We start from the raw sequence: 25921 nt of genomic DNA, 5'->3' as shown, positions 1-25921 counted from the left end.
CCAGTAAACGTGGATTGGTTTTGGTTATTCGGAACGGTTCGGCTGGCGCGCCTGGAAGCGGCACTGGAAGAAGCGCACGGCTTCCTCGAAGGCGGCTTCGTGCGTCGCGAGCGCGGCGTGCGTGATGTCCGGATAGCGGATCACCTGCGTGAGCACGCCCGACGAGATCAGGCAGCCCGCATATTTCTCCGCCTCGACGTGCAGCACGTCGTTCTGCGCGGTGACGACGAGCGTCGGCGGCAGCCCCGCGAGACGCACCGATTCGAGCGGCGCCGCGTACGGGTGCATGCGTTGCGCGGCCTGCGGCAGATACGCGCGATAACAGGCCGCGCATTCGCGCGGGGTGATGTCGGAGGCAAGGCGATCGGCATCGCCGATGCGCGTCATGCTCGGATCGAGCATCGGCCCGAACAGCGCCTGCGCGACGATCGACACTTCGCCGCGATCACGCGCGATGAACGCGAGGCAGTTCGCGAGCTGGCCGCCCGCGTCATGACCCGCGACACCGATCTTCTTCGGGTTGCCGCCGAACGCGCGGGCGCGCGTCGCGGCCCACACGGCAGCGCGATACGCATCCTCCGGCGCGGCCGGAAAAGGGAAGGCCGGCGCAAGCGAATAGTCGACCGACACTACGAGCGCTGGTAAGCGTTCTGCTAAAAAACGCGCGGCGAAATCGGCGTCTTCGAGCGAACCGCGGACGAAACCGCCACCGTGGAAATAAAGCACTACTGGCAGCCCGGTCTTGTCCGGGCGGCGGTAGAGGCGCAGCACGATGTCCTGCGCGTAGCCGGGAATTTCCACTTCGGCGACCGTCAGCGCCGCGCCCGCCGTGGCTTGCGCGGGCAATGCGGCCTTCAGGAATTTGCTGAATTCAGAAGCGTCCATGACGATGCAGCATCCATTTCGAGATGGAACGAATTCTGGGTCCGGCAGACATTGGGATAAATGCCTATAATCCGGCAACACAATTCAACGCCCCCGAACAATCCGAGGCTGCGTTTACCCACGAGGTAGCGCAGCCTTGTCGTTCCGGAGGCTCATTAGATTGCGGAGGTTGTGATGGACCGGCTTCAGGCCATGCAGGTGTTTACTCGCGTCGTCGATACAAGCAGCTTCACCAAGGCAGCAGAAACGCTCAGCTTGCCGCGAGCGTCCGTCACGACGATCATCCAGAATCTCGAGGCATTCCTCGGTGTGCGGCTGATGCACCGGACCACGCGCCGGCTGTCGCTCACGCCGGACGGCGCCGCGTACTACGAACGATGCGTGCGGATCCTCGCGGACGTCGAGGAAACCGAGGCGAGCTTCCAGGCGAACAACCGGAAGCCGCACGGAAAGTTGCGTATCGACATGCCGGGTTCGATCGGGCGGCTGCTCGTGATTCCGTCACTGTGCGAATTTCATACGCGCTATCCGGACATCGACCTGCAGCTCGGCCTGTCAGACCGGCCGGTCGACCTGCTGCAGGAAGGGGTCGATTGCGTGATCCGCGTCGGCGCCCTGCAGGACTCGTCGCTCGTCGCGCGCCGGGTCGGCCTGTTCGAATGCGTGACGGTCGCGTCGCCCGACTATCTCGAGCGCCACGGCGAACCGCAGTCGATCGACGACCTGCACCAGCACAAGGCGGTCAACTACTTCTCGAGCCGCACCGGCCGCACGATCGACTGGACGTTCCTGACCGACGGCAAGGAAGTCGAGATGAAGATGGAAGGCATCGTGTCGGTCAACGACGCGGATGCATACGTGACCTGCGGGATCGAAGGCTTCGGGCTGATCCAGCCGCCGCTGTTCATGGTGCTGCCGCATCTGCGCGAAGGCCGGCTCAAGGAAGTGCTGCCGGGCGTCAAGCCGCTGCCGATGCCGATCTCAGTCGTCTATCCGCACAGCCGCCATCTGTCGCCGAAGGTGCGCGTGTTCGTCGACTGGATCGCCGAGGTGTTCGACCGCTGCCCGCTACTGAGCGGCAAGGGCAGCCTCGACGCGACGTGCAGCAAGCGCACGTTCGAGGAAGCCGAACGCGCGCCGGCGCTCGACACGCCGGTCATCAACGAGTGGGTCGCGTGATGAATGGGCGAGCGGCCCGTGGACACCTCGTCACGCGCCCGCCCCTGACACCGTATCCCGCCTTGCATTCATCTGCCTGACGCACGCATGCGGCGGGGCCGCTTCGCCCGCGCCAGCGCTCTCGCCGTACCGACGCGCTGCCCGCGCACCAGCCGCCCGCAGTGACGGTCGACCGTGCCGATCTGGTTGCTCAGGAACGCAATCGTCTGTTCAATGCCGCCGCGTACGCTCGAATGGGCATGCGCGAGTAACTGGTATTCCGCCATCAACGCCTGCACGAGCAGCCGCCGGCGCTGCACGAGCGCCTGAACCTGCTGTAGCCCGGGCTCGGCCAACGGCTCGGCAAAGCGGGGATTCGACGATACGTCGTCGAGCACGTTCGCCAGTTCCGTCAGCACGCGCGCATGCGCCCCTTTCCCTTCGAGCGGCAACTCGGTCGCCCGTGCGATGAACGCGCGGGCCTGATGCAGCTGCACGACCGCCACCGGCAGACGCGCGGCCTGCAGCGCGCAGGCCGCTTCGCATTCGCGGCCGCCGGCCGCTTCCAGCAAAACGAGCGCCGGTGACCACTCGGCGATCGTATCCACCAGCGATTCAATGCCGAACGTCTCGTTCCGGTAGCCGAAGATCGCATGCAGCGACGACGCGCAGACTTCGAGAACCTCCCGCGTCACGCCGATTCCCACGCACACGCGCTCTGGCAAATCGGCTTCGTCGCCCGACCAGGTCACGCCCGCGCTCATCCGCGCACCCTGCCCGCCCGCAGCGAACCGCGACTTCGACGTTGACAGCAACAACTGTCACAATCTAAATGTAAGCTTGAATGGGACCGGTTCCATAAGCAGCCGCGGTACGATTGTCGTGGTGGCGCGGCCGATCTCCGTCCAGGTACACGGGCCCGCATCCGATCAGCTTCGGAACTGGAACGGCATCCTGCTCCGTTGGCCCTGTCGACGGTAACACCACCTTTTTTCCACGATTTCATGATTTGGATTCCTCATCTTCTGGCTGCCCCTTCGATAGCGCATCAATCAGAAATCGGGTGCGATCCTGACCGCGCAGCCATGCCGGTTCCCGGCCCGCACCCGACCATGACTGCCCCGTCTGGGGATTGAAGTATTTCACCTGGCGCTTCTTGCCCTGAACACCGGCCTGGGCAGGAAACACCTCCTTCGCGGTGAATCCGAATTCCTGGACACAGCGCCGGATTTCCAGCAGAACCGTGGCCGCAATCGCAAGCCGCTCCCGATCCAGTTGCTCCTCGAGCAGCGCTTTCTTTTCCATGAATGATTTGTATATCAGCATGATCTCCCTCACGAATTGCCTATTTCTTCAGATGACCTGTTCATCGAATCTCCGCCCGACATCCCTTCGTTCCAATGCGTCGGCGAAGCAACGACAAATTCCAATTGATATGGATTACTAAAATATTAAGGCACAAGCCGCCGGGCTTCCAGACACACACTCCCGCGTTCAGAATCGTTGACAATTCCCCGAATAGAACGCATGCGAACATGCGTCGCAGATCGTCGTCGATGCGCAGCTTCATGCCGGCCGCGAACCTCGCTTCATCCACGTTCGCTCAGCGCGATCTCATTGCTCGAGACAACCGACCCCTCCGACAACATGGACGTTCTATATTTGGAGGACGACACGACGTATGTCGACCTCGTCACCTCGATACTAGGCAAGGCCGGATACAACGTGCATTCCGTCGCCAACGGTCATCAGGCCGTTCGCCATCTCGAAAGCTCGGTCGTCGATCTGCTGATCCTCGACTGGGAGGTGCCCGGCATGACGGGCTTCGAAGTACTCAAGTGGACCCGCGAGCGCATCGGTGGCGCGCTGCCGATCCTGTTCCTGACGATCCGTGCCGAGGAACACGAGATCTTCTCCGCGATCAATGCGGGGGCCGACGACTACATGGTCAAACCGGTCAATCATTTCGAACTGCTGGCGCGCATCAACGCATTGCTGCGTCGCGCGTATCACGGCGGCGACATCCGGCAGGACACGCTGGACATCGGCGCCTATCGGGTCGACACCAGAGCGCGGGAGATCTGGGTGAACGGCACGCCGGTCAAGCTGACGCCGCGAGAATTCGACCTCGCGGTCCTGCTGTTCAGCAACTTCGGCCGCATCATGCCGCGCGACGCGCTGATCCGTTCGTTATGGGGGCGCGACATGGCCGGCTCGTCCCGCAGCCTCGACACGCACATCTACCGGCTGCGCACGAAACTGGCGATTCAGCCGTCGAACGGCGTGCGGCTCTGCGCCGTCTACACGCTAGGCTACCGAATCGAAGCGGTTTGACGGCGGGCCGGTTCGACGAGCCGCGCGCCGTCGCGTCCGCCGCCGTTCCACGACGCGAAAGGGACTGTTTCGCCCGCAGCGATAATCGCGCGGGGGCCGCGCAAAGTACGCGTCGCGCTCGTCCTCCCCTTTCAGGACGGGGCTTCCACACCGGCCGTCCATCCCATGACGCGGGTAGGGACAACGATTGTTCTGCGCCAGCGACAATTCAATTCACTGAAGCACCATTTATCGCAATCCAGCCGGCTCCTAGAGTAAACCCTGTCGCGCACTTCCATGCGCATCGAACAGACAGGAGTTCCATCATGAACCGACGCGGCCTTTTCTCCGCCCTCGCCATCGCTCTCGCCGTGTCCGCCCCGGCCTTCGCCGATTCGGGTACGCCGCATGCCGGCGACTACGGCAACACGTCGTGGTACTCGCAGCACTCTGGCCCGCGTACGCGCGCCGAAGTGAACGCGGAAGTCGAGCAAGCGCGCAAGGACGGCACGCTCGCCTACTTGCGCAAGGCCAATTCGTATCCGCAAGGGCTCGAACTGGCGCAAGGCCCGTATCGCTCGACGCCTGAAAGCAACCAGCTCGCCGGCGGGGGCCGGTAAACGCGCAACGCCGCGCAACGGGTTGCCCCGCGCGCGGCGTTTCGAGTCATCCATCGACGACTCGCCGAGTCAGTCAGTTAGATAGTTAGTTGCAGGAGCACATGATGAACGATCAACTCCCTTCGCCGCTCGATCACTGGGACGACACCACGCCGGTGTGGACGCCGTTCCGTTCGGCCCCGCATTCGCATTGACGTTGACCGCCGGCTGAGCTCGCGTCCGGCTATTAACGACGCGGCACGCCATCACGCCATTCGCCCCAGTGCGTCACGATGTCCTGCACGAGCGGATTGCCCGCGCGATACAGGTTTTCGGTTGCCGGGGCGAAGAAGGTGCATCTGGAGTCGCTCGCGCATTCGACGGATACACGGGACGGCCGTTGTCGATAACGGGCGAGCGTGCTGCCATCGCAGCGCAAAAAGGTGCTGCGTCGACACAATCGATAACATTGGGCAACCACGATCCGGAAATCCAGATGCGCCGCCACTCGGCCAAGCGCTTGACGAACGCAGGCTTGCCTGACAAGCGAATCTCGCGAACAGGCTCCATTGCTGCAAGCCATGTCGGCCATTGCCCGCAGCGGTGCTGATCGCCTTCACGTCACGTCGCGCTGCACGCGCGGCTCGCCTCTGCGTCGAAACCACGCGTAATCGCCATCCTTCTCGTTCACACTTTCCAATAATCTGTGCCGCGTCGTTCGCATTTCCGCGAATTCTTCGCAGGCGCCGAGTCCTTAGCATGAGCGCTCCGGTCATACCCGAATGGAGACTCATATGACTACGTCGATTCGTACACGTGAAACGGATCGCGCAAGGCAACGCAAGGCTGTCGTGCGCGACGGCGACCCAACCACAACGCGAGGGCTCGTCATCGCCCGCTCGTCGACGATGTTCGACCACGGCAAACATATAGCGCTCAGCGAAGACCGCGCGTCATGCGGCATTTGCGAAGGTCATTTCAGCATTGTCGGAACGGGAAAGGGAATATCCGAGGGAGGCCGCAACGCCGTCGTCGATGGCGATTCCGTGTCATGCCCTTGCGGCAAGAACCGAGTGATGGCCGGAAGTGATCCAAGCATCTTCCTCGAGCGACAGACCGGCTGCAACTCGACTGCCTTCTCGCCTCACGAAGCGTCCGCAACCCGCGCAACGTACGACGAGCAGTTTCAGTTGATCGATCAATCGACCGGACATCCGTTGGAGCACGTCCGCTATCGGATCACATCCGATGTCGACCCCGACTCCATCATCACGGGGACGACCGATATGGACGGCCGCACGCGGCGTGTCAGCCTCGCCAGCTACGGAAAACTCCATCTCGACATTGTCACCGGATGAATACGCTTGCATTCCGGCACGCAACGCCGGGATGTACGTTCTTTCCCTGTCAGGAGAGCCCATGCCTTTGAATGATCCCGACGCAACGAACGATGAAGAATGGATCCGGATCGCAACCGTATCGGCCAACACGATCCGCGATTCCGTCGTTTCAATACCGCTATCGCTCGACGGCCCGCCGATATGCCCGAACATGACGGATTCGATGTTCAGAAAGCGGATGCTCGAATTGCGAGACGAGGCTGTCGCCATCACGCGGCAACGAATCCGGGAACTGGCTCGATGGAGCCCCGCCACGGAAGCACGCGTCATCGACTGGTTCGGCACATCAGACATCGAAACCCGACGCACGCTGATAAACGGACTCGCCGCTCTGGCTGACGTCATGGCAAAGCTGGACGCCAGGAACTTCGTCCGCACAGGATCAGATGCCGACCGCGCCACCGGCTGTCTACCCAATATGAAAAATCTCGATGCGGAAGTCGCTCATGTGTGCCGTCCCGATACGTCGACCCATACCATCGCCATCAGTCTCCCGTTCTGTTCACTCCCGGAGCGATCGGCGGGGAACCTGTCCTCGCAGCAACTGACAATCGTGCACGAGTGCACACACTTCGAGGACACGTTCAACGCGGTCGACCATTCGGGTGCGTATGGGCGGACCGCATGCATGCATTTCGCCAAACACCACCCCAACGATGCATTAGGCAATGCGGACAGCATTGCGTGGTTCATTCTTGCTCGCTAACCAGGCCGAATCCATGAAGCGCACCTTCTTCTCCTTGCTGATTGCCCTTTTGCTTGGCCCGGTGCAAGCAAACGCGTGCAAAGTCCTGCTCACCGACAGCATCCAGTTGCCGTTGAACTCGACCGAGATAAGCAACAGCGCGAGGCTCAGCCTCGTCAGGCACTATCTGACGGCGCGAGAGTGGACACAGGAAGGCGCGATGGCCACGATCGATGCGCTTGCATACGAATGGGAGCACAAGCCGGCTCAATTGGCCAGGCAACGTGGCGAACAGATGAAATCCTTTCTCGTCGGACTCGGTATGGCACCGGACGATGTCTACGTACAAGAACGCATCTTCGCTCGCAAGGACGGCGAGCTCGACGCCGACAGCGCGAAGCAAATCTGGGTGCAATTCGTTCCGAAATGTCCGCCGGCCGGATGTCAGCAACTTTGCAATACGCCGGGGCTGGAAGGAGTCGCCAGCTACGCGATAACAACTTCCACACCCGGACCGCCTCCGGATGCCGACCGTCCGACGTGCGGCGACGATCCTGCCCCTGCGCGCACCCGCGTCGTGACCACCATGCGCTGGACCGAACGGACGAACGATAACCCGCTGACGCTTCTGGATGATCAAAAGCGGCCGCTGGCACGGACCTGCTATCGGATCAGCACGAGCGCCGCCCGATATTCGGGCATGACCGATGAACGTGGTCGAACCGAGCCCGTGCAGTTATTGGGGCCCGAATACACGAAAATCGAAATCAGAATCGAGAGACCGGACAGGTCCACTCCGTAGCAGATCACCGCTGGTGGCGCAGTCGCATCCTGCGCTGCCAGAGGCCATCCGGCCCACTTGATCGACGGGACAGCACATCAATCTGCACCGTCCCATCGGATCAAATCAGCTCAACGACGCGGCACGCCATCACGCCATTCGCCCCAGTGCGTCACGATGTCCTGCACGAGCGGATTGCCCGCGCGATACAGGTTTTCGGTCGCCGGGGCGAAGCCGCCCTGATCCGCGTAGTTCAGCAGGTTGTCGGCACTCGTCTGCCCCGCATACGGCCGGTCGAAATCGGACCCGGTGCGCAGCACCGCCACGCGCGACAGGTCGACCCGCTTCACGCTCGCCGCGCGCTTGAGCGCTTCGTACGTCGCGTTGTCTTCCTGCGCGGTCATGCAGTACGTGCCCTTGCCGTCGGTCAGGATCTTCGTCCACTGGCGCGCGCGCTCGCCGATCAGGGTGCCCGAGAACCACGTGTTGCCCGATGACGTATCGCACTGGATCACCGTCGGCGGCCGGTTCGCCGGCGCGTAGTTGAACTTCGCACGTGCGGCCTGCGCCTGCGCGCTGTCGGCGAGCACGACGTTGCGCGACAGCGCGACCGCGGCGTCGGTCAGCTGCGGGTTGAGCTGGAACACCTCGGTGCGATAGTCGAGCGGCGGCTTGTCGTTCGGGCTCTTCGTGTTGATGCCGAGGAAGCCGGTATTCCAGCCGGCCGGAATCTCGCGTGCATCGAGCTCCCACTGCAGGCTGAAGTCGACCAGGTATTTCGACCACGCGGCCGAACCGACCGTGCCTTGCGCGGGGTCGACACCCGCGATGCCGGAGATCAGGAAGTATGTGCGGCGCAGATCGAAGCGCTGCGAGAACGTGAGCGCCATGATCGTCGCCGACGCGTTCGCATAGCCCATGCCGGTCGTGACCACGCATACGTCCTGCTTGTTGCAATGCACGTTCGGGTAGTCGGGCGACAGGCCGGGCACGGCGATGTCGCGCCACGGGCCGATCCGGTCGAGCCAGGCCTGGCCCTCCGGACCGAACATCGTGATGATCATGACCTTGACCGGGCGGCCCTGTGCACCGGTCTCGGCGAATGCATTGTTGCCCGCGTTGTTGCCCTGGTTGTCCTGCGCGATCGACGGCGCGGTCGCACAGGCTGCGAGCGAGAATGCAGCGGCGGAAAGAATGGAGCGAGTCAGCATCGGCGTTCCTTGTTTCGATGATGTTGGGTGAGAACGGCTCTCGTAGACTGCGCGTCGGAGTATAGAACGGGCGTGCCCGATGCGGAACCCGACTACGAAACGGCGACGGTGCGTCGGTGCGGGTCTGGTACGCGCGGGAATGACGAAGGAAATGGTCTCCGCGCGTCGACACACCATCAGGAATACTATCCGGTTGCTCGGCACCGACACGTCAATCGCACTTGCACGCGTGTAACCCGGCAAACCGCTACAACCGCGCCAGCCCCGCCACCCCGTAACCCAGCACGACAAGCGCCGCGACCACATGGCTCGCGGCGAGCAGCCCCGGCGACTTCACGATCCGGCCGATCAGGCTGCCGCCGAATGCGAACACGAGCTGCCCCGCGAGGCTGCCGGCAAACACGCACGCGGCACCGAGCAGCCAGTGCCGATGCGCACCGGCCGCAGCCGTTGCATAGCCGTAGAACAACAGGATCGTGAGCGGGTTCGCCAGCGTGACGAAGAACATCGATGAAAACGGGCGGCTGCCTGGCGGCCGTGCATCACCGTCGAGCGTGCGGCGGCGATCCCGCAGCGCCTGCCACAGCATCCGCGCGCCCATTGCGAGCAGCACGAGCGCGCCGACCAGGCGAAACAGCGACAGATGGGCGGCGAGCGTGCTCGCGAGCATCGCGCCGAGCGTGAACGCGACGACCGCATAGCAGCCGTCGGCCGTCGCGACGCCCACCGCCGCGCGCACACCACTCGCGGTGCCGGCGCGCATCCCGTAGTTCGCGATCATCAGCGCGACGGGCCCGACCGACAGCGCGATCATCAGCCCGAACAGGAAGTCGTTCATCGGTCGTCGATACCTTCTCGATGGAAGGCATCGATTCTAGCGACCGCAAAAAAATCCTGTATGCCGCTTGAGCGTCATGCGACGTCGACGCGTGCAGGCCCGTCCACCATCTCGCCGATCACGCCCGCGCGGTCGAAGCCGTCCGCCCGGAAGCATGCAAGCACGTCGTCGACGGCCTCGGGGGCGCACGCGACCAGCAAGCCGCCCGACGTCTGCGGATCGGTCAGCAGCGCCTGCGCGACGGGCGGCAGCGTAGCGGCCAGTTGCACGTCGACGCCATACGCGGCCCAGTTGCGGCCCGACGCGCCGGTAAACACGCCATCGGCGACGAACGCCTCGACGCCCGCGAGCCACGGCAGCGACGCATAGTGCACGCGCGCGGTGAGGTGTGCGCCGCGCGCCAGCTCGAGCGTATGGCCGAGCAGCCCGAAGCCCGTTACGTCGGTCAACGCATGCACGCCCGGCAGCGCGGCGAGTTCGGCGCCCGGCCGGTTCAGCTTGGTGGTCGTCGCGACCATCTGCGCATAGCCATCGGCATCGAGCTGGTTCTTTTTCAGCGCGGCGGACAACACGCCGACGCCGAGCGGCTTGCCGAGCACGAGCACGTCGCCCGCGCGCGCGGCCGCATTGCGCTTCACACGCGACGGATGCACGACGCCGATTGCCGCAAGCCCGTAGATCGGCTCGACCGAATCGATCGAGTGGCCGCCCGCGACCGGGATGCCGGCGTCCGCGCACACCGATTCGCCGCCGCGCAGCACGGCCGCGATCGTCTCGTGCGGCAGCACGTTGATCGGCATGCCGACCAGCGCGAGCGCGAGGATCGGCTTGCCGCCCATCGCATAGACGTCGGACAGCGCGTTGGTCGCGGCGATGCGGCCGAAGTCGAACGGATCGTCGACGATCGGCATGAAGAAATCGGTGGTCGCGACGATCGCCTGCTCGTCGTTGAGGCGGTAGACGGCCGCGTCGTCGGACGTCTCGGTGCCGACCAGCAGATCCGGGAACAGCGCGGGCGGCGTCGCGCGCTTCAGCAGCTCGGACAGCACGCCCGGCGCGATCTTGCAGCCGCAGCCGCCGCCATGTGACAGGCTCGTGAGGCGCGGAACGGCAGGCTGGGCTTGGGTGGCTTCGGTCATGGTCGGCATCCGGTGAATAACAACACGCCATTATCGACAATTCCATGCGAGTGCGCCCGATACCCACATAATGATGGCGCCCCTCCGCTCCCGCCCCTGTCCGCCTCTTCGTCCATGGACCACCTCTTCATCGGCCTCGTGCTGTGCTCTGCGTTGCTGCACGCCATCTGGAATGCCTTCCTCCACGTCAGCGAAGACCGGCTCGTCCAGCTCGGCACGATGTCGCTGCCGTATTTCATGTTCGGCGTCGCCGGCGCCGCACTGCTGCCCGCGCCGGCGCCCGCCGCATGGCCGTATATCGCCGGGTCGGCCGTGCTCGAGGTCGCGTACTGCTTCACGCTGGCGCGCGCGTACCGCAGCGGCGAATTCGGGCAGATCTACCCGATTGCACGCGGGATTTCTCCGCTGCTCGTGTCGGTACTCGCGCTCGCGATTCTGCACGAGCGGCCGACGCCGTTCGGCTTCGCGGGCATCGCGCTCGTGTCGTTCGGCATCATGTCGCTCGCGCTGCGACGCGGCTTCCGGTTCTCCGGCGAAGGCGTTCCGTTTGCGCTGCTCACGGGCGTGTTCATCGCCGCGTATTCGATCTGTGACGGCATCGGCTCGCGCGTATCCGGCAGCGCGCTCGGCTACATCGCGTGGGTGTACGTGCTGTGGAGCGTGCCGCAGTTCGTGCTGGTCTGCGCGGTACGCGGCGGCCCGCGCGCGGTGCTCGGCTCGCGCACCGCGCTCACGCAGGGCGCGATCGCCGGCACGATCTCGCTCGCGGCGTACGGGATCGTGATCCTCGCGTACCGGTACTTGCCGGTCGGGACGGTGTCGGCGCTGCGCGAAACGAGCTCGATCTTCGCGGTCGCGATCGGCTGGCTCGTGATGCGCGAGCGGCCCGGCGCGCAGCGGCTTGCCGCGTGCGCGCTGGTGGTCGCGGGCGCGGCGCTGATCCGGCTGTAGCCGGCGCGCGGATCCGCGTCGGGCTGCCGCCATTCTCGACGCTGCTCGCACGGGCTAACGTGATGCCGGCGTCTGCGGCGTGGATCGGTATCGAGGTTCCGGAGGCCGCAAGCGGCGGATTCCCCCCGCACTGCGGAGAGATCGATTCCCGCCAGCCCCGACAGCAAACATCAGGAAGCAAGGCTGCAATCGAGCACGCCGCTCAAGCCACCTCGACCACCCGGCCAAACGCCCGCTCGTCGATCGCCTCGGCAAGCGTCGCGAACGCGGTCGCGATCTCGTCCTCCGGCACGCATGCGTAGCCGAGCAGCAACCCCGACGCCGCACGTTCGCGGTCCGCGTAATACCCGGACAACGGCCGCACGACGATATTGCGTTCGAGCGCGGCCTGCGCGACCGCGCTATCGTCGACGCCTTCCGGCAACTGCGTGACGAGATGCAGCCCCGCATCGCTGCCGAGCGCGTGCAGCGTGTTGCCGTAGCGCTGCGCGACCGCGTCGAGCAGCACCTCGCGGCGCTGCCCATATAACGTGCGCATCTTGCGGATGTGCGACACGAAGTGCCCTTCCGCGATGAATTCGGCCAGCACCGCCTGCTGCAGCAACTGCCCTTCGCGATACAGCTCGGCGCTGGCGGTCGCGAAACTTTCCGCGAGCGGCTCCGGTGCAACCAGGTAGCCGACCCGCAGCCCCGGGAACAGCGTCTTGCCGAAGCTGCCGACATAGATCACCTGCCCGGCCGTATCGAGCCCCTGCAGCGACGCGAGCGGCCGGCTGCCGTAGCGGAATTCGCTGTCGTAGTCGTCCTCGATGATCCAGCAGCCGTGCTGGCGCGCGTATTCGAGCAGCATCCGCCGCCGCGCGAGGCTCATCACCATCCCGAGCGGATACTGGTGCGACGGCGTGACGAGCATCAGCTTCGGCGGTTCGGCAAGATCGGCGGCCGATGGCGCGATGCCTTCGTCGTCGACCGGAATCGGCCGGGTCGTCAGCCCCGACACGTTCAGCACGCTGCGCACGCCCCAGTAGCACGGATCCTCGGTCCAGATCGCGTCGCCCGGGTCGGTCAAGAGCCGCACCGCGAGGTCGATCGACTGGTGGATCCCGGTCGTGATCACGATCTGCTCGGGCGTGCAGCGCACCGAGCGCGACGTGCGCAGGTAGTCGGCCAGCGCCTCGCGCAGCAGCGCGAGCCCGCCGCCCGGCGCGTAGGTCAGCAGATCTGGACGCAGGCGCCGCCAGTACTTGTTGTGCAGCCGCGTCCACACGCGCGCCGGAAATCGCGACACATCGGGCACGCCCGGCATGAACGCGCCGCCCTGCCGCTTCGACACGCCGGCGCCTTCGACGAGCCGCGTGCCGCGCGCGGACAGCCGCCGCGCGGAGGCCTGCACGAGCGCCGGGCGGGTGGCGGCCGCGTCGGGCGGTGCACCGACGATCTCGTCCGGCGCGCTGTCGGCGACGAACGTGCCGCGGCCGGTCGCCGAGTTCACGTAGCCTTCGAGCGCAAGCTGTTCGTAAACCTGCGTGACCGTGTTGCGGGCGATCCCGAGCTCAGCGGCCAGGAGCCGCGACGACGGCACGCGCGTGCCGGCCGGCAGTTCGCGCGACAGGATCGCCTGTTGCAGCAGCCGGTGAAGCTGCCGGTAGATCGGCTGTTCGCCGCCGCGCACGAGGCGCTGCGCCAGCCAGTCCGACAACACGCTCGCGCGCATGATTGGCTCCTTAATATTTATTGAAATGGCTCTGATTGCCAGAGCCAAATGTGATTATAGTCGCCTCCATGGGCTGTCGAAGCGCCCGATTTTCACCTCACCGGAAAGAACATCAAGGAGATGACCGTGAAGAATGCCGACCTGCAGGCCCGCAAGAACGCCGCCACCCCGCGCGGCGTTGGCGTGATGTGCGATTTCTACGCAGCCCGCGCCGAGAACGCGGAACTGTGGGATGTCGAAGGCCGCCGCTTCATCGATTTCGCCGCCGGCATCGCGGTGCTGAACACCGGCCACCGCCACCCGAAGATCGTCAAGGCGATCGCGGATCAGCTGAACAACTTCACGCACACCGCTTACCAGATCGTCCCGTACGCGTCGTACGTCGAGCTGGCTGAGAAGATCAACGACCGCGCGCCGGGCGATTTCCCGAAGAAGACCGCGTTCTTCACGACCGGCGCCGAAGCCGTCGAGAACGCGATCAAGATCGCGCGTGCAGCGACCGGCCGGCCGGGCGTCATCGCCTTCTCGGGCGGCTTCCACGGCCGCACGATGATGGGCATGGCGCTGACCGGCAAGGTCGCCCCGTACAAGCTGAACTTCGGCCCGTTCCCGGGCGACGTGTTCCACGCCCCGTACCCGAACGCCGTGCACGGCGTGACGACCGCCGACTCGATCAAGGCGATCGAGATGCTGTTCAAGGCCGACATCGATCCGAAGCGCGTCGCCGCGATCATCTTCGAACCGGTCCAGGGCGAAGGCGGCTTCAACCCGGCGCCGGCCGAGTTCGTGCGCGCGCTGCGCAAGATCTGTAACGAACACGGCATCCTGCTGATCGCCGACGAAGTGCAGACGGGCTTCGCGCGTACCGGCAAGCTGTTCGCGATGCAGCACTACGACGTGCTGGCCGACCTGATCACGATGGCGAAGAGCCTCGCGGGCGGCATGCCGCTGTCGGGCGTCGTTGGCCGTGCGGACGTGATGGACGCGGCGGCTCCGGGCGGCCTCGGCGGCACGTACGCGGGCAACCCGCTGGCCGTCGCGTCGGCGCACGCGGTGCTCGAGATCATCGACGAAGAGAAGCTGTGCGAGCGCGCGACGCAACTCGGCGACGTGCTGAAGGCGAAGCTGAATGCGCTGCAGGCCGACGTGCCGCAGATCGCCGACGTGCGCGGCCCCGGCGCGATGATCGCGGTCGAGTTCCTGAAGCCGGGCTCGGGCGAGCCGGATGCCGAGTTCACGAAGCGCGTGCAGACGCGTGCGCTCGAGCGCGGCCTGCTGCTGCTCGTGTGCGGCGTGTACTCGAACGTCGTGCGCTTCCTGTTCCCGCTGACGATCCCGCAAGCCGTGTTCGACGAAGCGCTCGTGATCCTCGAGGAAGTGCTGAAGGAAACGGTCGGCGTGCCGGCCTGAGTGTCCGCCGACTTCATCCACTGAATGCGCCGCCGCCGTCTTCATGACGGCGGCGGCCGTTTCATCCGTCCTTTTCGAAGCAGGTGATTCATATGAGCACTGTGCAGGAAACCCTGGCACTGAAAGACCCGTCGCTGTTCCGCCAGCAGGCGTACGTCAACGGCGAATGGCAAGGCGCGACGAACGGCGAGACGTTCGAAGTCCGCAACCCGGCGACGGGCGGCCTGCTCGGCACGGTGCCGGCGATGGGCACGGCCGAGACGCGTCACGCGATCGAAGCCGCGAACGCCGCATGGCCGGCGTGGCGCAAGAAGACCGCGAAGGAACGTGCGGTCGTCCTGCGCAAGTGGCACGACCTGATGATGGAAAACGCCGACGATCTCGCGCTGATCCTGACCACCGAGCAGGGCAAGTCGCTGGCCGAAGCGAAGGGCGAGATCGGCTACGCGGCATCGTTCCTCGAGTGGTTCGCGGAAGAAGGCAAGCGCGTGTACGGCGACACGATTCCGACGCCGGCGAGCGACAAGCGCATCGTCGTGACGAAGGAAGCGATCGGCGTGTGCGCGGCGATCACGCCGTGGAACTTCCCCGCGGCGATGATCACGCGCAAGGTCGGCCCGGCACTCGCGGCGGGCTGCCCGATCGTCGTGAAGCCGGCCGAGGCGACGCCGTTCTCGGCGCTCGCGATGGCCGTGCTGGCCGAGCGCGCGGGCGTGCCGGCGGGCGTGTTCAGCGTCGTCACGGGCGACCCGAAGGCGATCGGCGGCGAGCTGACGTCGAACCCGATCGTGCGCAAGCTGTCGTTCACCGGCTCGACGCCGGTCGGCCGCCTGCTGATGTCGCAATGCGCGGCAACGGTCAAGAAGGTGTCGCTGGAGCTCGGCGGCAACGCACCGTTCATCGTGTTCGACGACGCCGATCTCGATGCGGCCGTGCAGGGCGCGATCGCGTCGAAGTACCGCAACAGCGGCCAGACCTGCGTGTGCACGAACCGTTTCTACGTGCATGAAGCCGTGTACGACCAGTTCGCGCAGAAGCTCGCGGCAGCCGTCGGCCAACTGAAGGTGGGCCGCGGCACGGAGCCGGGCGTCACGCAAGGTCCGCTGATCAACGAAGCCGCCGTGTTGAAAGTCGAGGCGCACATCGAGGACGCGCTCGCGAAGGGTGCGACCGTCGTGACGGGCGGCAAGCGCCACGCGCTCGGCAACGGCTTCTTCGAGCCGACCGTGCTGACGGGCGTCACGCCGGCGATGAAGGTCGCGAAGGAAGAGACGTTCGGGCCGCTCGCGCCGCTGTTCAAGTTCGGCAGCGACGACGAAGTGATCCGCCTCGCGAACGACACCGAATTCGGCCTGGCCGCGTACTTCTACAGCCGCGACATCGGCCGCGTGTGGAAGGTGGCGGAAGCACTCGAATACGGGATGGTCGGCGTGAACACGGGCCTGATCTCGAACGAAGTCGCGCCGTTCGGTGGCGTGAAGCAGTCGGGCCTCGGCCGCGAAGGCTCGCACTACGGCATCGACGACTACGTCGTAATCAAGTACCTCTGCCTCGCCGTCTGACGGTTCGGGGCCGGCCGCTTCGGTGACAGGCCCTGACCGCCCGGCCGGAACCGGGCGGTCCGACGCGGGCCGGTACCCCTCTCCGCCGTGCCCGCGTCATCTCCCCCTCCTCTCCTCCCCCTTTCCCTTCCTCCTCACCGTTTCACGGGACCGCGATCACCGCATCGGCTTTGGTCGAACGGCTGACCACCGTCATCGCGCCACACCAGGCCCGCCACGCCCGTCCTCTCGCACAAAGCCGAAAAACGAAAGCCATCCCGACATCGGTACAAGCCTTCACCCACCAACCTTTCAAATTTGATACGATTCAATTTCATTTTGAAAGATTTCGGGATGCCGGACCGAAGTTGCCGGCGCCCGGCGCGAACGTGGTTCGACCGACTGCGCACCAGGCGCAGGCGGTCGTCGTGGTTCTTCGAGCCACGCTCAACGAGGATGCTGTTCATGGAAAGTCACGTAGGACCAACGTGCCTGCGCGCCCAACTCAAGCGGGGGCTGCTCGAGATCAGAGTCGACGCCGCCGCCCTGCCCCCTGCGAACCTGTTCGGTTTCGCGGAGCGCCGGAATCCCAAGCGAGCATTCCTCTTCGTATCCAAGGTCCTGGGCCGTCACATCCCGGTGCGCCCGTCGATCATGGCGGCCAGCTTCGAGCGCCTGGCGGCCGGAATTCCGGCGGACCTGCCGGGACCGGTACTGGTAATCGGCATGGCCGAAACCGCAGTGGGCCTCGGTGCCGGCGTGCACCGCGCCTATCGTGCGGGCCGCCCTGACAGCGTGTACCTCACCAGTACCCGTCATCCGCTGGGTACCCGCGTCTTTGCTCGATTCGAGGAAGAACACAGCCATGCGAGCGCTCATCTGATCCACTTGCCGGTCGATCCCGAGATTCGTGACCTGATGCTGAAGGCTCGATCGCTGATCCTGGTCGATGACGAAGCCTCCACCGGCAAGACCTTCCTGAACCTGCACCGCGCGCTGGTCGAAGCAGGTCTGAGCAACGTCCAGCGAGTGGTGACCTGCGTCCTGACGGACTGGACTGCCGGTGCCGCTCGTCACGCCATCGGGGAACCGGTCACCGCGGTATCGCTGCTGACCGGCGCCTACCAGTTCCACGAGGATCAGTCCGCGCCCCTCCCGGACATGCCGAACGTCGGCACCGTTTCCATGGGCGAATGGCCTCTCTCGCCCTGCAATGACTGGGGACGTCTGGGCGTTCGGGATGTGGACGACACGCTCGCGCCGGACGTTCAGGTCCAGCCCGGCGAGAAAGTCATTGTCGTCGGTACCGGCGAGTTCGTCTGGCGTCCTTTTCTGTTGGCGGAACGCCTGGAGCGATCTGGCGCGGATGTCCACTTCAGCTCGACCACGCGGTCCCCCATCGCCCTGGGCCACGCCATCGAGCACGCGCTGTCGTTCCCCGACAACTACGGCCTCGGTATTCCGAACTTCCTCTACAACGTGAAGCCCGGCCAGTTCGACCGGGTCCTGATCTGCACGGAGACCCCCGCCCAGGCACTCCCCGTAGAACTCGTCGACGCACTGAACGCAGAGGTGATTGTCGATGAGCGGTAACCGTCCCCTGGCATTCGTCGACCTCGACGACACCCTGTTCCAGACCGCCCGCAAGATGGCGGAAGGCGTTCCGCGCACGGCGGCCACGCTGGACGTGCACGGTCAGCCAAACGGCTTCATGGACCCGGTCCAGCACACGTTCATCACGTGGTTGCTCGCCACCGCCGACGTCGTTCCGGTCACCGCGCGCAGCGTGGAGGCATACGGCCGCGTCATGCTTCCCTTCACCGAAGGCGCAATCTGCTCGCATGGCGGCGTCATGCTCCGCCCCGACGGGTTACGCGATCGAAGCTGGCATGGGCGAATGGCCGAGGCCCTCCAGAGCGTTCAGGACCGACTGCCGGCACTGTGCGAGGCCACGCTGGCGATCGGCAGGGAACTCGGCTACTCACTCCGCGGCTGGGTGGTGGAAGAAGAAGGCTTGCGCCACTACGTCGTGGTCAAGCACAACGCGTCCGACGACGCGGTGCTCGCCGAGGTGCTGGCCGGAGTTCGGTCCCGGCGCATGGTGGACGGCATGCACGTTCACGCCAACGGCAACAACCTCGCCTTCCTGCCAACGGGGCTGGCCAAGCGCGCGGCCGTTCAGGAGTGGTTGCGCCGCGACCGTGAGAGCCACGGCGAGCGACCGGTCCTGGGCTTCGGCGACAGCATCACCGATCTGGGGTACATGGACCTCTGCCACATGTGGGCGACACCGGCGCGCAGCCAGCTTGCGAATTGGGTGACGGGGACGATCCATGGGTAATCGCCTCGCGAGCCTGAACACCGTCGGCAGCGGCAGCTACGCCGCCGAAGACGTGCACTTCCTTCTGCAACACGTGCGGATGAGCGTCACCGACGTCGAGGAGAAGGAGCGTCTGATTCAGACGAATCAAAAACACTACTCGGAAATGATCGGCCTCGAGCAGGCGCCCTCCGACGTGCACAAGCGCCTTTACGCCCGCGCGCTGGTGCAGAACGGCGCCCGCATGGCTTCGGATGTGCAGTCCCTGGCGATCGCGCTGAGTGCCGCCTACACCGGGCCGGACATCGCCCTGGTCTCGTTTGTTCGCGCCGGCCTGCCGCTTGGCGTGCTGCTGCGCCGGGCACTCGTGGAGATGGGGCGCGACGCCCGCCACTACGGGATCAGCATCATTCGCGATCGCGGGATCGACATGGTTGCGCTGGAAGCCATCATCCGGCTGCATGGCGCCGAAAACATCGTCTTCGTCGATGGCTGGACCGGCAAGGGCGCCATTTCAGGCGAGCTCGCACGGACCCTCGCGGACGACACGCGCTTCCCCGAAGGTCCGCGCCTCGTGGTTCTGGCCGATCCTTGCGGCCGCGCGTGGCTGGCGGCCTCCGCGCAAGACTGGACCATTCCGTCCGGCATTCTCGGCGCAACCGTTTCCGGGCTGGTGTCCCGCTCCATCTGGCCGACTCAAGGCGGCCTGCATGGTTGCGTGGTCTACGAACACCTGCGCGAACACGATGTCACGCGCGAGTTCATCGACGGGATCGACGCCGAACGTCGGGCCCTGGCAGACGCCCGACCTGCCGCTCCATGGACCAACGATCAGCGACTGACGCTCCAGGCGTCCGCGGACGGCGTGGTGTCCGCGTTGGCAACCCGCTTCGACATCGGCAACCTGAACCGCGTGAAACCGGGTATCGCCGAGGCAACCCGAGCGGTCCTGCGCCGTGTGCCGGATCGCGTGCTGGTACGTGACCGCAATGACAGCGACGTTCAGTTGCTGCTGCACCTCACCGAACGCGCGGGCGTGACCGTCGAGGAAGCGGGCGCCGATCTGGGTCCGTACTGCGCGGTCACAATCATTCGGAGCGCGAATTGATTAAAACCATCTCTCCGTTCGCCCTCGGCGCGACGCTGTACATGCCGGCCACCCGCAGCGACATTCTGGATGTGGTTTCCGGCACCAGGCTCCCGGAGCTGCGCTCGCTGGTGGTCTGCCTGGAAGACGCGGTGGCGGCAATCGACGTCGACAGCGCGCTGGCGAACCTGCGGGCGCTCCTCATGAATATCGATGCCCGGGGAGGGCGCGCCGAATCCGGTCCCTTGCTGTTCGTTCGGCCACGTGACGCCGCGATGGCGGCGGTACTGAACGACTGGCCGCTGATGAAGCACGTCGATGGGTTCGTCGTACCCAAGTTGACCCTGCAATCCCTTTCATCGTGGGAGAACGCGGTCAGTCATCCAGACCTGTACCTCATGCCGACACTGGAGACGGCCGACGTTTACGACCCGGGCGCAATGGTAGAGCTTGGCTCGGCCCTGAAGGCGAACCTGAACCGACGCATCATCGCGCTGCGAATCGGCGGCAACGACCTGATGGGCTGTCTTGGTCTGCGGCGCAATCCGTCCACCACGCTCTACAGCACGCCCCTCAGCTACGTGATTCCCATGCTTGCCGGAATCATGGGGGCTCAGGGCTTTGCCCTGACCGCGCCCGTCTTCGAGCAACTCGCCACGCCCCATCTCCTGAACGAGGAGCTGGAACTGGACATCGCGCATGGCCTGGTAGGGAAGACGGCCATTCACCCGAGCCAGATCCGCATCATCCAGGAGGCGCTGCGCGTCAGCCTCGAGGACTTCAACTGCGCCACGCTGATCGTCAACGAGGCGGCCCCTGCCGTTTTCAAGCACAACGACGCGATGTGCGAGCCGGCAACCCACTACAAGTGGGCGGTCAACATCCTCGAACGCGCCAAGTGGCACGGGGTGAAGCCCACCGCCCCGAGTCATGGCGAGCACGGCGTCCGACTGGCGGAGGCCGGCTGATGAGCGTGGAAATGCGTGAGGCTGCCCTCAAAGGCGCACGGTCTACTGTCCGCCGGCTCGATGTCGGCCGAGCAGCAGCAGCGATCCGCATCCGGACCGCGAGTGAGCGGCTGCCGCGCAACACGATTCATGGCGACGCCTTCCCCGTGTGGCGGCAATCCCGCTCGCGGTTTAGCAAAGCCGGGGACTCTGGAATGTGACTCCGTCCGATCCCTCACACGAACACTGAACACCGAACACTGAACACTGAACACTGAAGATCAACAAGGAGCGTAAAGATGGCACTCACCCTGAGCAAGAATCAGAGCATCTCTCTGGAAAAAACCGCGGGCCGTGGCTTGACCTCGATTAGTCTGGGCCTGGGTTGGGACCCGGTAAAGTCCGGCGGCTTCTTCTCCAAGATGCTGGGCGGCGGCAGCAACGACATCGACCTCGATGCTTCCTGCATCCTGCTGGACGGCGACATGAAATCCGTCGACCTGGTCTGGTTCCGACAACTGGAATCCAGGGACGGCGCCATCGAGCACTCCGGCGACAACCTGACGGGCGAAGGTGACGGCGACGATGAAACCATCCACGTCGACCTGCAGCGCCTGCCGGGCACCATCCAGCACCTGGTGTTCACCGTGAACAGCTTTCGCGGTCAGACGTTCGACCAGGTCGAAAACGCCTACTGCCGCATCCTCGACGACTCGAACAACCAGGAGCTGGCGCGCTTCAACCTGGCGGAGAAAGGTCGCCACACCGGTGTTGTCATGGCCAGCCTCAGCCGTGGCGGCGGCGGCTGGGAATTCAAGGCGATCGGCCAGTCCACCCACGGCCGCACCGCGGACGATCTCGTCAATCTGGCGATTCAGGCGGTGCGAGCATGACGACACTGGTACCTGGCGGCAATGCGCCGGTGGCCACCGGTCAATTGCGTGTGGACATCAATTACGCGCCGATTCCCGGCGCCGAGATCGATATCTCTGCATTCGCGCTCACCGCTGCCGCGAAAGTCCGAGGCGATGGCGACATGTGCTTCTACGGCCAAACAAGCGTCCTGGGCGGCGCGGTTCAGTTGACCGCCACGACGGCCGGCCGGGCAACGTTCACCGTGGATCTCGCTCGAATCGACCCTGCCGTCGAGAAAGTCGCGCTCACCGCGACCATCCACGAGAACAAGGCGACCTTCGATCGCGTTTCGATGCTGGCACTGGCCGTGACGGGAGGGATCGAGGCGCAGATCCCGACTGCCGGGATGAATGAGACTGCGCTGATCCTCGGGGAGTTTTACCGCCGTCAGGACGCATGGAAGTTCCGCTGTGTCGCACAAGGCTTTGCGGGCGGCCTGGAGCCGCTGGCCAAGCACTTCGGAGTCGACGTTGCCGCGCCTTCCGGTAGCCCGACGCAGAGCCCTCCCGCGCCGCCCCCTTCGCCCGTACCGGCGCCGGCGCTCGCGCCGGTCCCGCCTGGCGCACCGGCGTCCACGATCCGACTCAGCAAGGTCACGCTCGACAAATCACGCCCCAGCATCAATCTGGAGAAGACCGCTGCCGGCTTCGGTGAAATCAAGGTGAACCTGAACTGGAACCAGGGTACGAGCGGCCTGCTCGGCGGCTTCCTGGGAAAACGCGGTGCCATCGATCTGGACCTGGGTTGCCTGTTTGAAATGCAGGACGGACTCAAAGGGGCCGTGCAGGCGCTCGGCAAGCGTTTCGGCGATCTGCGGGCGGAACCCTACATCCAGCTGATGGGAGATGACCGTACCGGCTCCGTTGCCGATGGCGAGTGGCTTCGCATCAATGGGCAACAGTGGAACAAGATCGAACGCATCCTGATTTTCGCGTTCATCTACGACGGCGCGCCGAACTGGAAGGCAACTGACGGCGTTGTAACCATTTTCGTGCCTGGCCAGTCCGAAATCGAAGTTCGCATGAATGAGGAAGGCGGCCGCCACGGCATGTGCGCGATTGCCCTGCTTGAAAACGTGAACGGGGCCGTCAAGGTCTCTCGTCGAGTCGACTTCCACCCCGGACACGAGGAAATGGATCGTGCCTACGGCTGGGGGATGCGCTGGAAAGCAGGCTCCAAGTAACCCATGACCCGGCGGGGCCGTCCGGCCCCGCTCACTGAGAGGAAACACATGCTCGACTGGCTGAAAACCAACGCGGCCAAAGCCCGCGAAACCTTGACCATCGAAGTCGCCAAATTCAAGAACCGAACGTTCATGGAGGCGACCGCCAATGCTTGCGCGCTGATCTCCGCCGCGGATGGCGAGATCAAATCCGAAGAGAAGCTGAAGATGGTCGGCTTCATCAACAACTCCCCGGAATTGAAGGTCTTCAACCTGAACGACGTGATCACGGTGTTCAGCGACGCCTGCGGCAAGTTCGAATTCGATTTCCAGATCGGCCAGGCCGAGGCGCTGAAGGCCATCGGCAAGATCAAGGGCAAGGACGGCGAAGCACGCTTGCTGGTGCGCGTGGCCTGTGCCATCGGCGCATCCGACGGCCATTTCGACGACAAGGAAAAAGCGGCTTGCCGCCTGATCTGCCTGGAGCTCGGCTTGAACCCGGTTGACTTCGAACTGTAGGAAACCGAAACGTGGAAACGACACACATTGGCTTCCCGCCGTTGACCATGGCGGTATTCGTCGGCCTGGCGCTGGCCGCCCTGCTGCTGGACATGGTTACCCACCGCGACGACAAGCCGGTCACCCTCGCCCGGGCGTCCATCTGGTCGGTATTCTGGGTGGCCATCTCCCTTGCATTCGCCGGCTTCCTGTACGTGCAGCACGGCGCGGAAGTGGCCAGCCTGTTCCTGACCGGTTATGCACTGGAGAAGGTCCTCTCCGTCGACAACCTGTTCGTCTTCATGGCGATCTTCGCCTGGTTCAAGGTCCCGGACGGCTTGCGTCACCGCATCCTGCACTGGGGCATCATCGGGGCCATCGTATTCCGTGGTGTCTTCGTCGTCATCGGTACCGGCCTGCTGGCATTCGGGCCCTGGGTCGAGATCGCCTTCGCGCTGATCGTGGCGTGGACCGCCGTCATGATGCTCAAGGGCGGTGACGACGATGACGAGGCGAAGGATTACTCGCAGCATCTTGCTTGCCGCTTCGCGAAAAAGCTCTTCCCCGTATGGCCCAGGCTGCACGGCCACCACTTTTTCGTGAGCCGCAAGAAGCTCGAGTCGGAAGTACGGACGGCCGAGCGGGACATGAGCCTGGCGGCCAAAGGCGGCCTTTTCGCTACGCCGCTGTTCCTCTGCCTGGTCGTGATCGAAGTGTCCGACGTCCTGTTCGCGTTCGACTCGGTCCCGGCGGTCATCGCAGTCAGCCGTGAACCCCTGATCGTCTACTCGGCGATGCTGTTCGCCATCCTTGGCCTCCGCACGCTGTATTTCGTTCTGGAAGCGCTGAAGCGCTACGTGGTGCATCTGGAAAAGGCAGTGATCGTATTGCTGTTCTTCATCGCGGCGAAGCTGGGCTTGAACGCGACCGACCATCTGTTCCACCACGGTATCAGCATCTCCCCGAACACCAGCCTGCTCATCGTACTGGTGGTCCTGGCAATCGGAATCCTGGCCAGCGTGATCTTCCCGAACAAGGAAGACGCGCAAACCGAAAATCAGTAACCCGTCACAACCCAAAGGAGCTGTTTTCATGGCACTGACTCTTCAAAAAGGCGGCAACCTCTCCCTGTCCAAAACCGACCCGAGCCTGACCAGAATCCTGGTTGGCCTGGGCTGGGACCCGCGCGCAACCGATGGTGCCGAGTTCGATCTGGACGCCAGCGCCTTCCTGCTGGGGGCCAACGGCAAAGTCCGCGGTGAAGCCGACTTCATCTTCTACAACCAATTGCGCAGCCAGGACGGCTCTGTCGAACATACCGGCGACAACCGTACCGGCGCGGGCGACGGCGATGACGAAGTCATCAAGGTCGACCTGAGCCGCGTTCCGGCCGACATCGACAAGATCGCCTTCACGGTCACCATCCACGACGCCGAAGCGCGCAAGCAGAACTTCGGGCAGGTCAGCAATTCGTTCATCCGCGTCGTGAACGAGATCTCCGGTGCCGAAGTGGTCCGCTACGACCTGGCGGAAGACGCCTCCACCGAAACCGCGATGATCTTCGCGGAGTTGTACCGCAGCAACGGCGAGTGGAAATTCCGCGCCGTTGGCCAAGGCTACGCCGGCGGCCTGCGTGCCCTGGCCAACGGCTACGGCATGAACTTCTGAACGGTCTCCTCACCTGAACAAGGAATCACACCATGGCTGTAAGTCTGTCCAAAGGCGGTAACGTCTCCCTGTCGAAAGAGGCCCCGGGCCTGAGCGAAATCGTCGTCGGCCTGGGCTGGGACCCGCGCGTCACCGACGGCACCGAGTTCGACCTCGACGCCTCGGTCTTCGTCACCGGTGAAAACGGCAAAGTCCTGAACGACGCCAGCTTCATCTTCTACAACAACAAGAAGTCCGCCGACGGTTCCATCGAGCACCTGGGCGATAACCGTTCCGGCCAGGGCGATGGCGATGACGAGCAGGTCAACGTGAAGCTGGCCGGTCTGGCGGCCGACGTGAAGAAGCTGGTCTTCGCCGTCACGATTCACGATGCCGAAGCCCGCAAGCAGTCATTCGGCCAAGTGAGCAACGCCTATATCCGCGTCGTCAACAAGGCCGACGGCAAGGAAATCGCCCGCTACGACCTGTCCGAAGACGCATCGACCGAAACCGCCATGATCTTCGGCGAGCTGTATCGCCACAACGACGAATTCAAGTTCAAGGCGATCGGACAAGGTTTCGCGGGTGGCCTGAAGCCGCTGGCAGAAGCTCACGGTGTGAGCATCGGCTGATCCGAAAGGCAGGAAAATCCGTGGTTTGACCGATCACGCCGTTCAGTTCGCAACTGAACGGCGTACACCACGCGTGAGGTCGGTCGAA

General features: G+C 64.5%; 28 protein-coding genes. 19 read left to right on the top strand and 9 right to left on the bottom strand.

The genetic code is table 11. From position 1 onward, the window contains the following. Positions 1 to 24: 24 nt before the first annotated feature. Positions 25 to 885, bottom strand: a complete 861-nt coding sequence (locus F3J15_RS09240) for an alpha/beta hydrolase (RefSeq protein ID WP_069252570.1) — start codon at positions 883 to 885, stop codon at positions 25 to 27. A gap of 174 nt (positions 886 to 1059) precedes the next feature. Between F3J15_RS09240 and ceoR the strand changes: the two genes are divergently transcribed. Next, positions 1060 to 2064, top strand: coding sequence for a putative multidrug efflux transcriptional regulator CeoR (gene ceoR / locus F3J15_RS09235; protein WP_166890017.1), 1005 nt, complete (start codon positions 1060 to 1062; stop codon positions 2062 to 2064). 68 nt (positions 2065 to 2132) lie between these two features. On the opposite strand, the gene F3J15_RS09230 is transcribed toward ceoR, so the two are convergent. Both F3J15_RS09230 and F3J15_RS09225 read right to left on the bottom strand, forming a co-directional pair. Beyond that, a complete protein-coding gene (locus F3J15_RS09230) occupies positions 2133 to 2858 on the bottom strand; it encodes a hypothetical protein (RefSeq protein ID WP_166890014.1) in 726 nt (241 codons plus the stop codon). Between the two features lie 187 nt (positions 2859 to 3045). After that, entirely contained in the window at positions 3046 to 3348 is a 303-nt protein-coding gene (locus F3J15_RS09225; RefSeq protein WP_231937865.1) for an H-NS histone family protein, read from the bottom strand. Between the two features lie 312 nt (positions 3349 to 3660). On the opposite strand from F3J15_RS09225, the gene F3J15_RS09220 reads away from it, so the two are divergent. Then, the gene (locus tag F3J15_RS09220) at positions 3661 to 4377 is read left to right on the top strand and encodes a response regulator transcription factor (protein WP_240158672.1); all 717 of its coding nucleotides are present in this window, start codon (positions 3661 to 3663) and stop codon (positions 4375 to 4377) included. Positions 4378 to 4682: 305 nt separating this feature from the next. Beyond that, positions 4683 to 4976: a DUF4148 domain-containing protein gene (locus F3J15_RS09215; protein WP_069252573.1), complete on the top strand. Its 294-nt coding sequence runs from the start codon at positions 4683 to 4685 to the stop codon at positions 4974 to 4976. A 226-nt stretch (positions 4977 to 5202) separates the two neighbouring features. On the opposite strand, the gene F3J15_RS09210 is transcribed toward F3J15_RS09215, so the two are convergent. Beyond that, a complete protein-coding gene (locus F3J15_RS09210) occupies positions 5203 to 5547 on the bottom strand; it encodes a purine nucleoside permease (protein ID WP_166890011.1) in 345 nt (114 codons plus the stop codon). A 202-nt stretch (positions 5548 to 5749) separates the two neighbouring features. Between F3J15_RS09210 and F3J15_RS09205 the strand changes: the two genes are divergently transcribed. The 3 genes from F3J15_RS09205 (at position 5750) to F3J15_RS09195 (ending at position 7842) form a co-directional block, all read left to right on the top strand. Beyond that, on the top strand, positions 5750 to 6313 hold the full coding sequence (locus F3J15_RS09205; protein WP_166890008.1) for a PAAR domain-containing protein: 564 nt from the start codon (positions 5750 to 5752) through the stop codon (positions 6311 to 6313). A gap of 61 nt (positions 6314 to 6374) precedes the next feature. Then, positions 6375 to 7061: a M35 family metallo-endopeptidase gene (locus F3J15_RS09200; protein WP_166890006.1), complete on the top strand. Its 687-nt coding sequence runs from the start codon at positions 6375 to 6377 to the stop codon at positions 7059 to 7061. A gap of 13 nt (positions 7062 to 7074) precedes the next feature. Continuing rightward, positions 7075 to 7842: a hypothetical protein gene (locus F3J15_RS09195; RefSeq protein WP_166890003.1), complete on the top strand. Its 768-nt coding sequence runs from the start codon at positions 7075 to 7077 to the stop codon at positions 7840 to 7842. A gap of 110 nt (positions 7843 to 7952) precedes the next feature. Here F3J15_RS09195 and F3J15_RS09190 read toward each other — a convergent pair whose 3' ends face one another. From F3J15_RS09190 to selD, 3 genes are all read right to left on the bottom strand, one after another. Continuing rightward, positions 7953 to 9032: a purine nucleoside permease gene (locus F3J15_RS09190; protein WP_011353903.1), complete on the bottom strand. Its 1080-nt coding sequence runs from the start codon at positions 9030 to 9032 to the stop codon at positions 7953 to 7955. 247 nt (positions 9033 to 9279) lie between these two features. Further along, positions 9280 to 9870: a LysE family transporter gene (locus F3J15_RS09185; RefSeq protein ID WP_166890000.1), complete on the bottom strand. Its 591-nt coding sequence runs from the start codon at positions 9868 to 9870 to the stop codon at positions 9280 to 9282. Between the two features lie 74 nt (positions 9871 to 9944). After that, complete coding sequence (gene selD, locus F3J15_RS09180) at positions 9945 to 11009, bottom strand: selenide, water dikinase SelD (protein ID WP_166889997.1); 1065 nt, start codon at positions 11007 to 11009, stop codon at positions 9945 to 9947. Positions 11010 to 11123: 114 nt separating this feature from the next. On the opposite strand from selD, the gene F3J15_RS09175 reads away from it, so the two are divergent. Further along, positions 11124 to 11960 carry a DMT family transporter gene (locus tag F3J15_RS09175; RefSeq protein ID WP_166889994.1) on the top strand — a complete coding sequence of 279 codons (837 nt, stop codon included), beginning with the start codon at positions 11124 to 11126 and terminating at the stop codon, positions 11958 to 11960. A 202-nt stretch (positions 11961 to 12162) separates the two neighbouring features. Here the strand turns inward: F3J15_RS09175 and F3J15_RS09170 are convergent, their stop codons facing one another. Then, positions 12163 to 13674, bottom strand: coding sequence for a PLP-dependent aminotransferase family protein (locus F3J15_RS09170; RefSeq protein WP_166889990.1), 1512 nt, complete (start codon positions 13672 to 13674; stop codon positions 12163 to 12165). Between the two features lie 126 nt (positions 13675 to 13800). On the opposite strand from F3J15_RS09170, the gene F3J15_RS09165 reads away from it, so the two are divergent. Continuing rightward, positions 13801 to 15084 carry a 4-aminobutyrate--2-oxoglutarate transaminase gene (locus F3J15_RS09165; RefSeq protein ID WP_083266220.1) on the top strand — a complete coding sequence of 428 codons (1284 nt, stop codon included), beginning with the start codon at positions 13801 to 13803 and terminating at the stop codon, positions 15082 to 15084. A 92-nt stretch (positions 15085 to 15176) separates the two neighbouring features. After that, complete coding sequence (gene gabD / locus F3J15_RS09160; protein WP_166889987.1) at positions 15177 to 16646, top strand: NADP-dependent succinate-semialdehyde dehydrogenase; 1470 nt, start codon at positions 15177 to 15179, stop codon at positions 16644 to 16646. A 134-nt stretch (positions 16647 to 16780) separates the two neighbouring features. Here the strand turns inward: gabD and F3J15_RS09155 are convergent, their stop codons facing one another. After that, positions 16781 to 17092, bottom strand: a complete 312-nt coding sequence (locus F3J15_RS09155) for a hypothetical protein (RefSeq protein ID WP_166889984.1) — start codon at positions 17090 to 17092, stop codon at positions 16781 to 16783. Here F3J15_RS09155 and F3J15_RS09150 point away from each other — a divergent pair. The 10 genes from F3J15_RS09150 to F3J15_RS09105 all read left to right on the top strand — a co-directional run bounded on the left by F3J15_RS09150 (position 17091) and on the right by F3J15_RS09105 (position 25833). Continuing rightward, positions 17091 to 18218, top strand: a complete 1128-nt coding sequence (locus F3J15_RS09150; protein ID WP_166889982.1) for a phosphoribosyltransferase domain-containing protein — start codon at positions 17091 to 17093, stop codon at positions 18216 to 18218. The genes F3J15_RS09155 and F3J15_RS09150 overlap by 2 nt on opposite strands. Next, positions 18208 to 18966 (top strand): trehalose phosphatase, encoded by a 759-nt coding sequence (locus F3J15_RS09145; RefSeq protein WP_166889979.1) that lies wholly within the window; start codon positions 18208 to 18210, stop codon positions 18964 to 18966. The genes F3J15_RS09150 and F3J15_RS09145 overlap by 11 nt, the downstream gene beginning before the upstream one ends. Beyond that, positions 18959 to 20053, top strand: coding sequence for a cysteine protease StiP domain-containing protein (locus F3J15_RS09140; RefSeq protein ID WP_166889976.1), 1095 nt, complete (start codon positions 18959 to 18961; stop codon positions 20051 to 20053). Before F3J15_RS09145 ends, F3J15_RS09140 begins: the two co-directional genes overlap by 8 nt. Then, entirely contained in the window at positions 20050 to 21000 is a 951-nt protein-coding gene (locus F3J15_RS09135) for an HpcH/HpaI aldolase/citrate lyase family protein (protein WP_205190749.1), read from the top strand. Before F3J15_RS09140 ends, F3J15_RS09135 begins: the two co-directional genes overlap by 4 nt. 278 nt (positions 21001 to 21278) lie before the next feature. Continuing rightward, positions 21279 to 21872: a TerD family protein gene (locus F3J15_RS09130; protein WP_166889973.1), complete on the top strand. Its 594-nt coding sequence runs from the start codon at positions 21279 to 21281 to the stop codon at positions 21870 to 21872. Next, complete coding sequence (locus F3J15_RS09125; RefSeq protein ID WP_166889971.1) at positions 21869 to 23077, top strand: TerD family protein; 1209 nt, start codon at positions 21869 to 21871, stop codon at positions 23075 to 23077. Before F3J15_RS09130 ends, F3J15_RS09125 begins: the two co-directional genes overlap by 4 nt. Positions 23078 to 23125: 48 nt before the next feature. Next, entirely contained in the window at positions 23126 to 23575 is a 450-nt protein-coding gene (locus tag F3J15_RS09120) for a tellurite resistance TerB family protein (protein WP_166889968.1), read from the top strand. 11 nt (positions 23576 to 23586) lie between these two features. Then, the gene (locus F3J15_RS09115; RefSeq protein WP_166889965.1) at positions 23587 to 24618 is read left to right on the top strand and encodes a TerC/Alx family metal homeostasis membrane protein; all 1032 of its coding nucleotides are present in this window, start codon (positions 23587 to 23589) and stop codon (positions 24616 to 24618) included. 28 nt (positions 24619 to 24646) lie between these two features. Beyond that, the gene (locus F3J15_RS09110; protein WP_069252586.1) at positions 24647 to 25222 is read left to right on the top strand and encodes a TerD family protein; all 576 of its coding nucleotides are present in this window, start codon (positions 24647 to 24649) and stop codon (positions 25220 to 25222) included. Between the two features lie 32 nt (positions 25223 to 25254). Next, complete coding sequence (locus tag F3J15_RS09105) at positions 25255 to 25833, top strand: TerD family protein (protein ID WP_089448511.1); 579 nt, start codon at positions 25255 to 25257, stop codon at positions 25831 to 25833. Positions 25834 to 25921 lie beyond the last annotated feature (88 nt).

The sequence above is a fragment of the Burkholderia sp. Ap-955 genome, assembly GCF_011753045.1.
GTDB lineage: Bacteria > Pseudomonadota > Gammaproteobacteria > Burkholderiales > Burkholderiaceae > Burkholderia > Burkholderia lata_D.
This window is presented reverse-complemented; position numbering and strand designations above follow the sequence as displayed.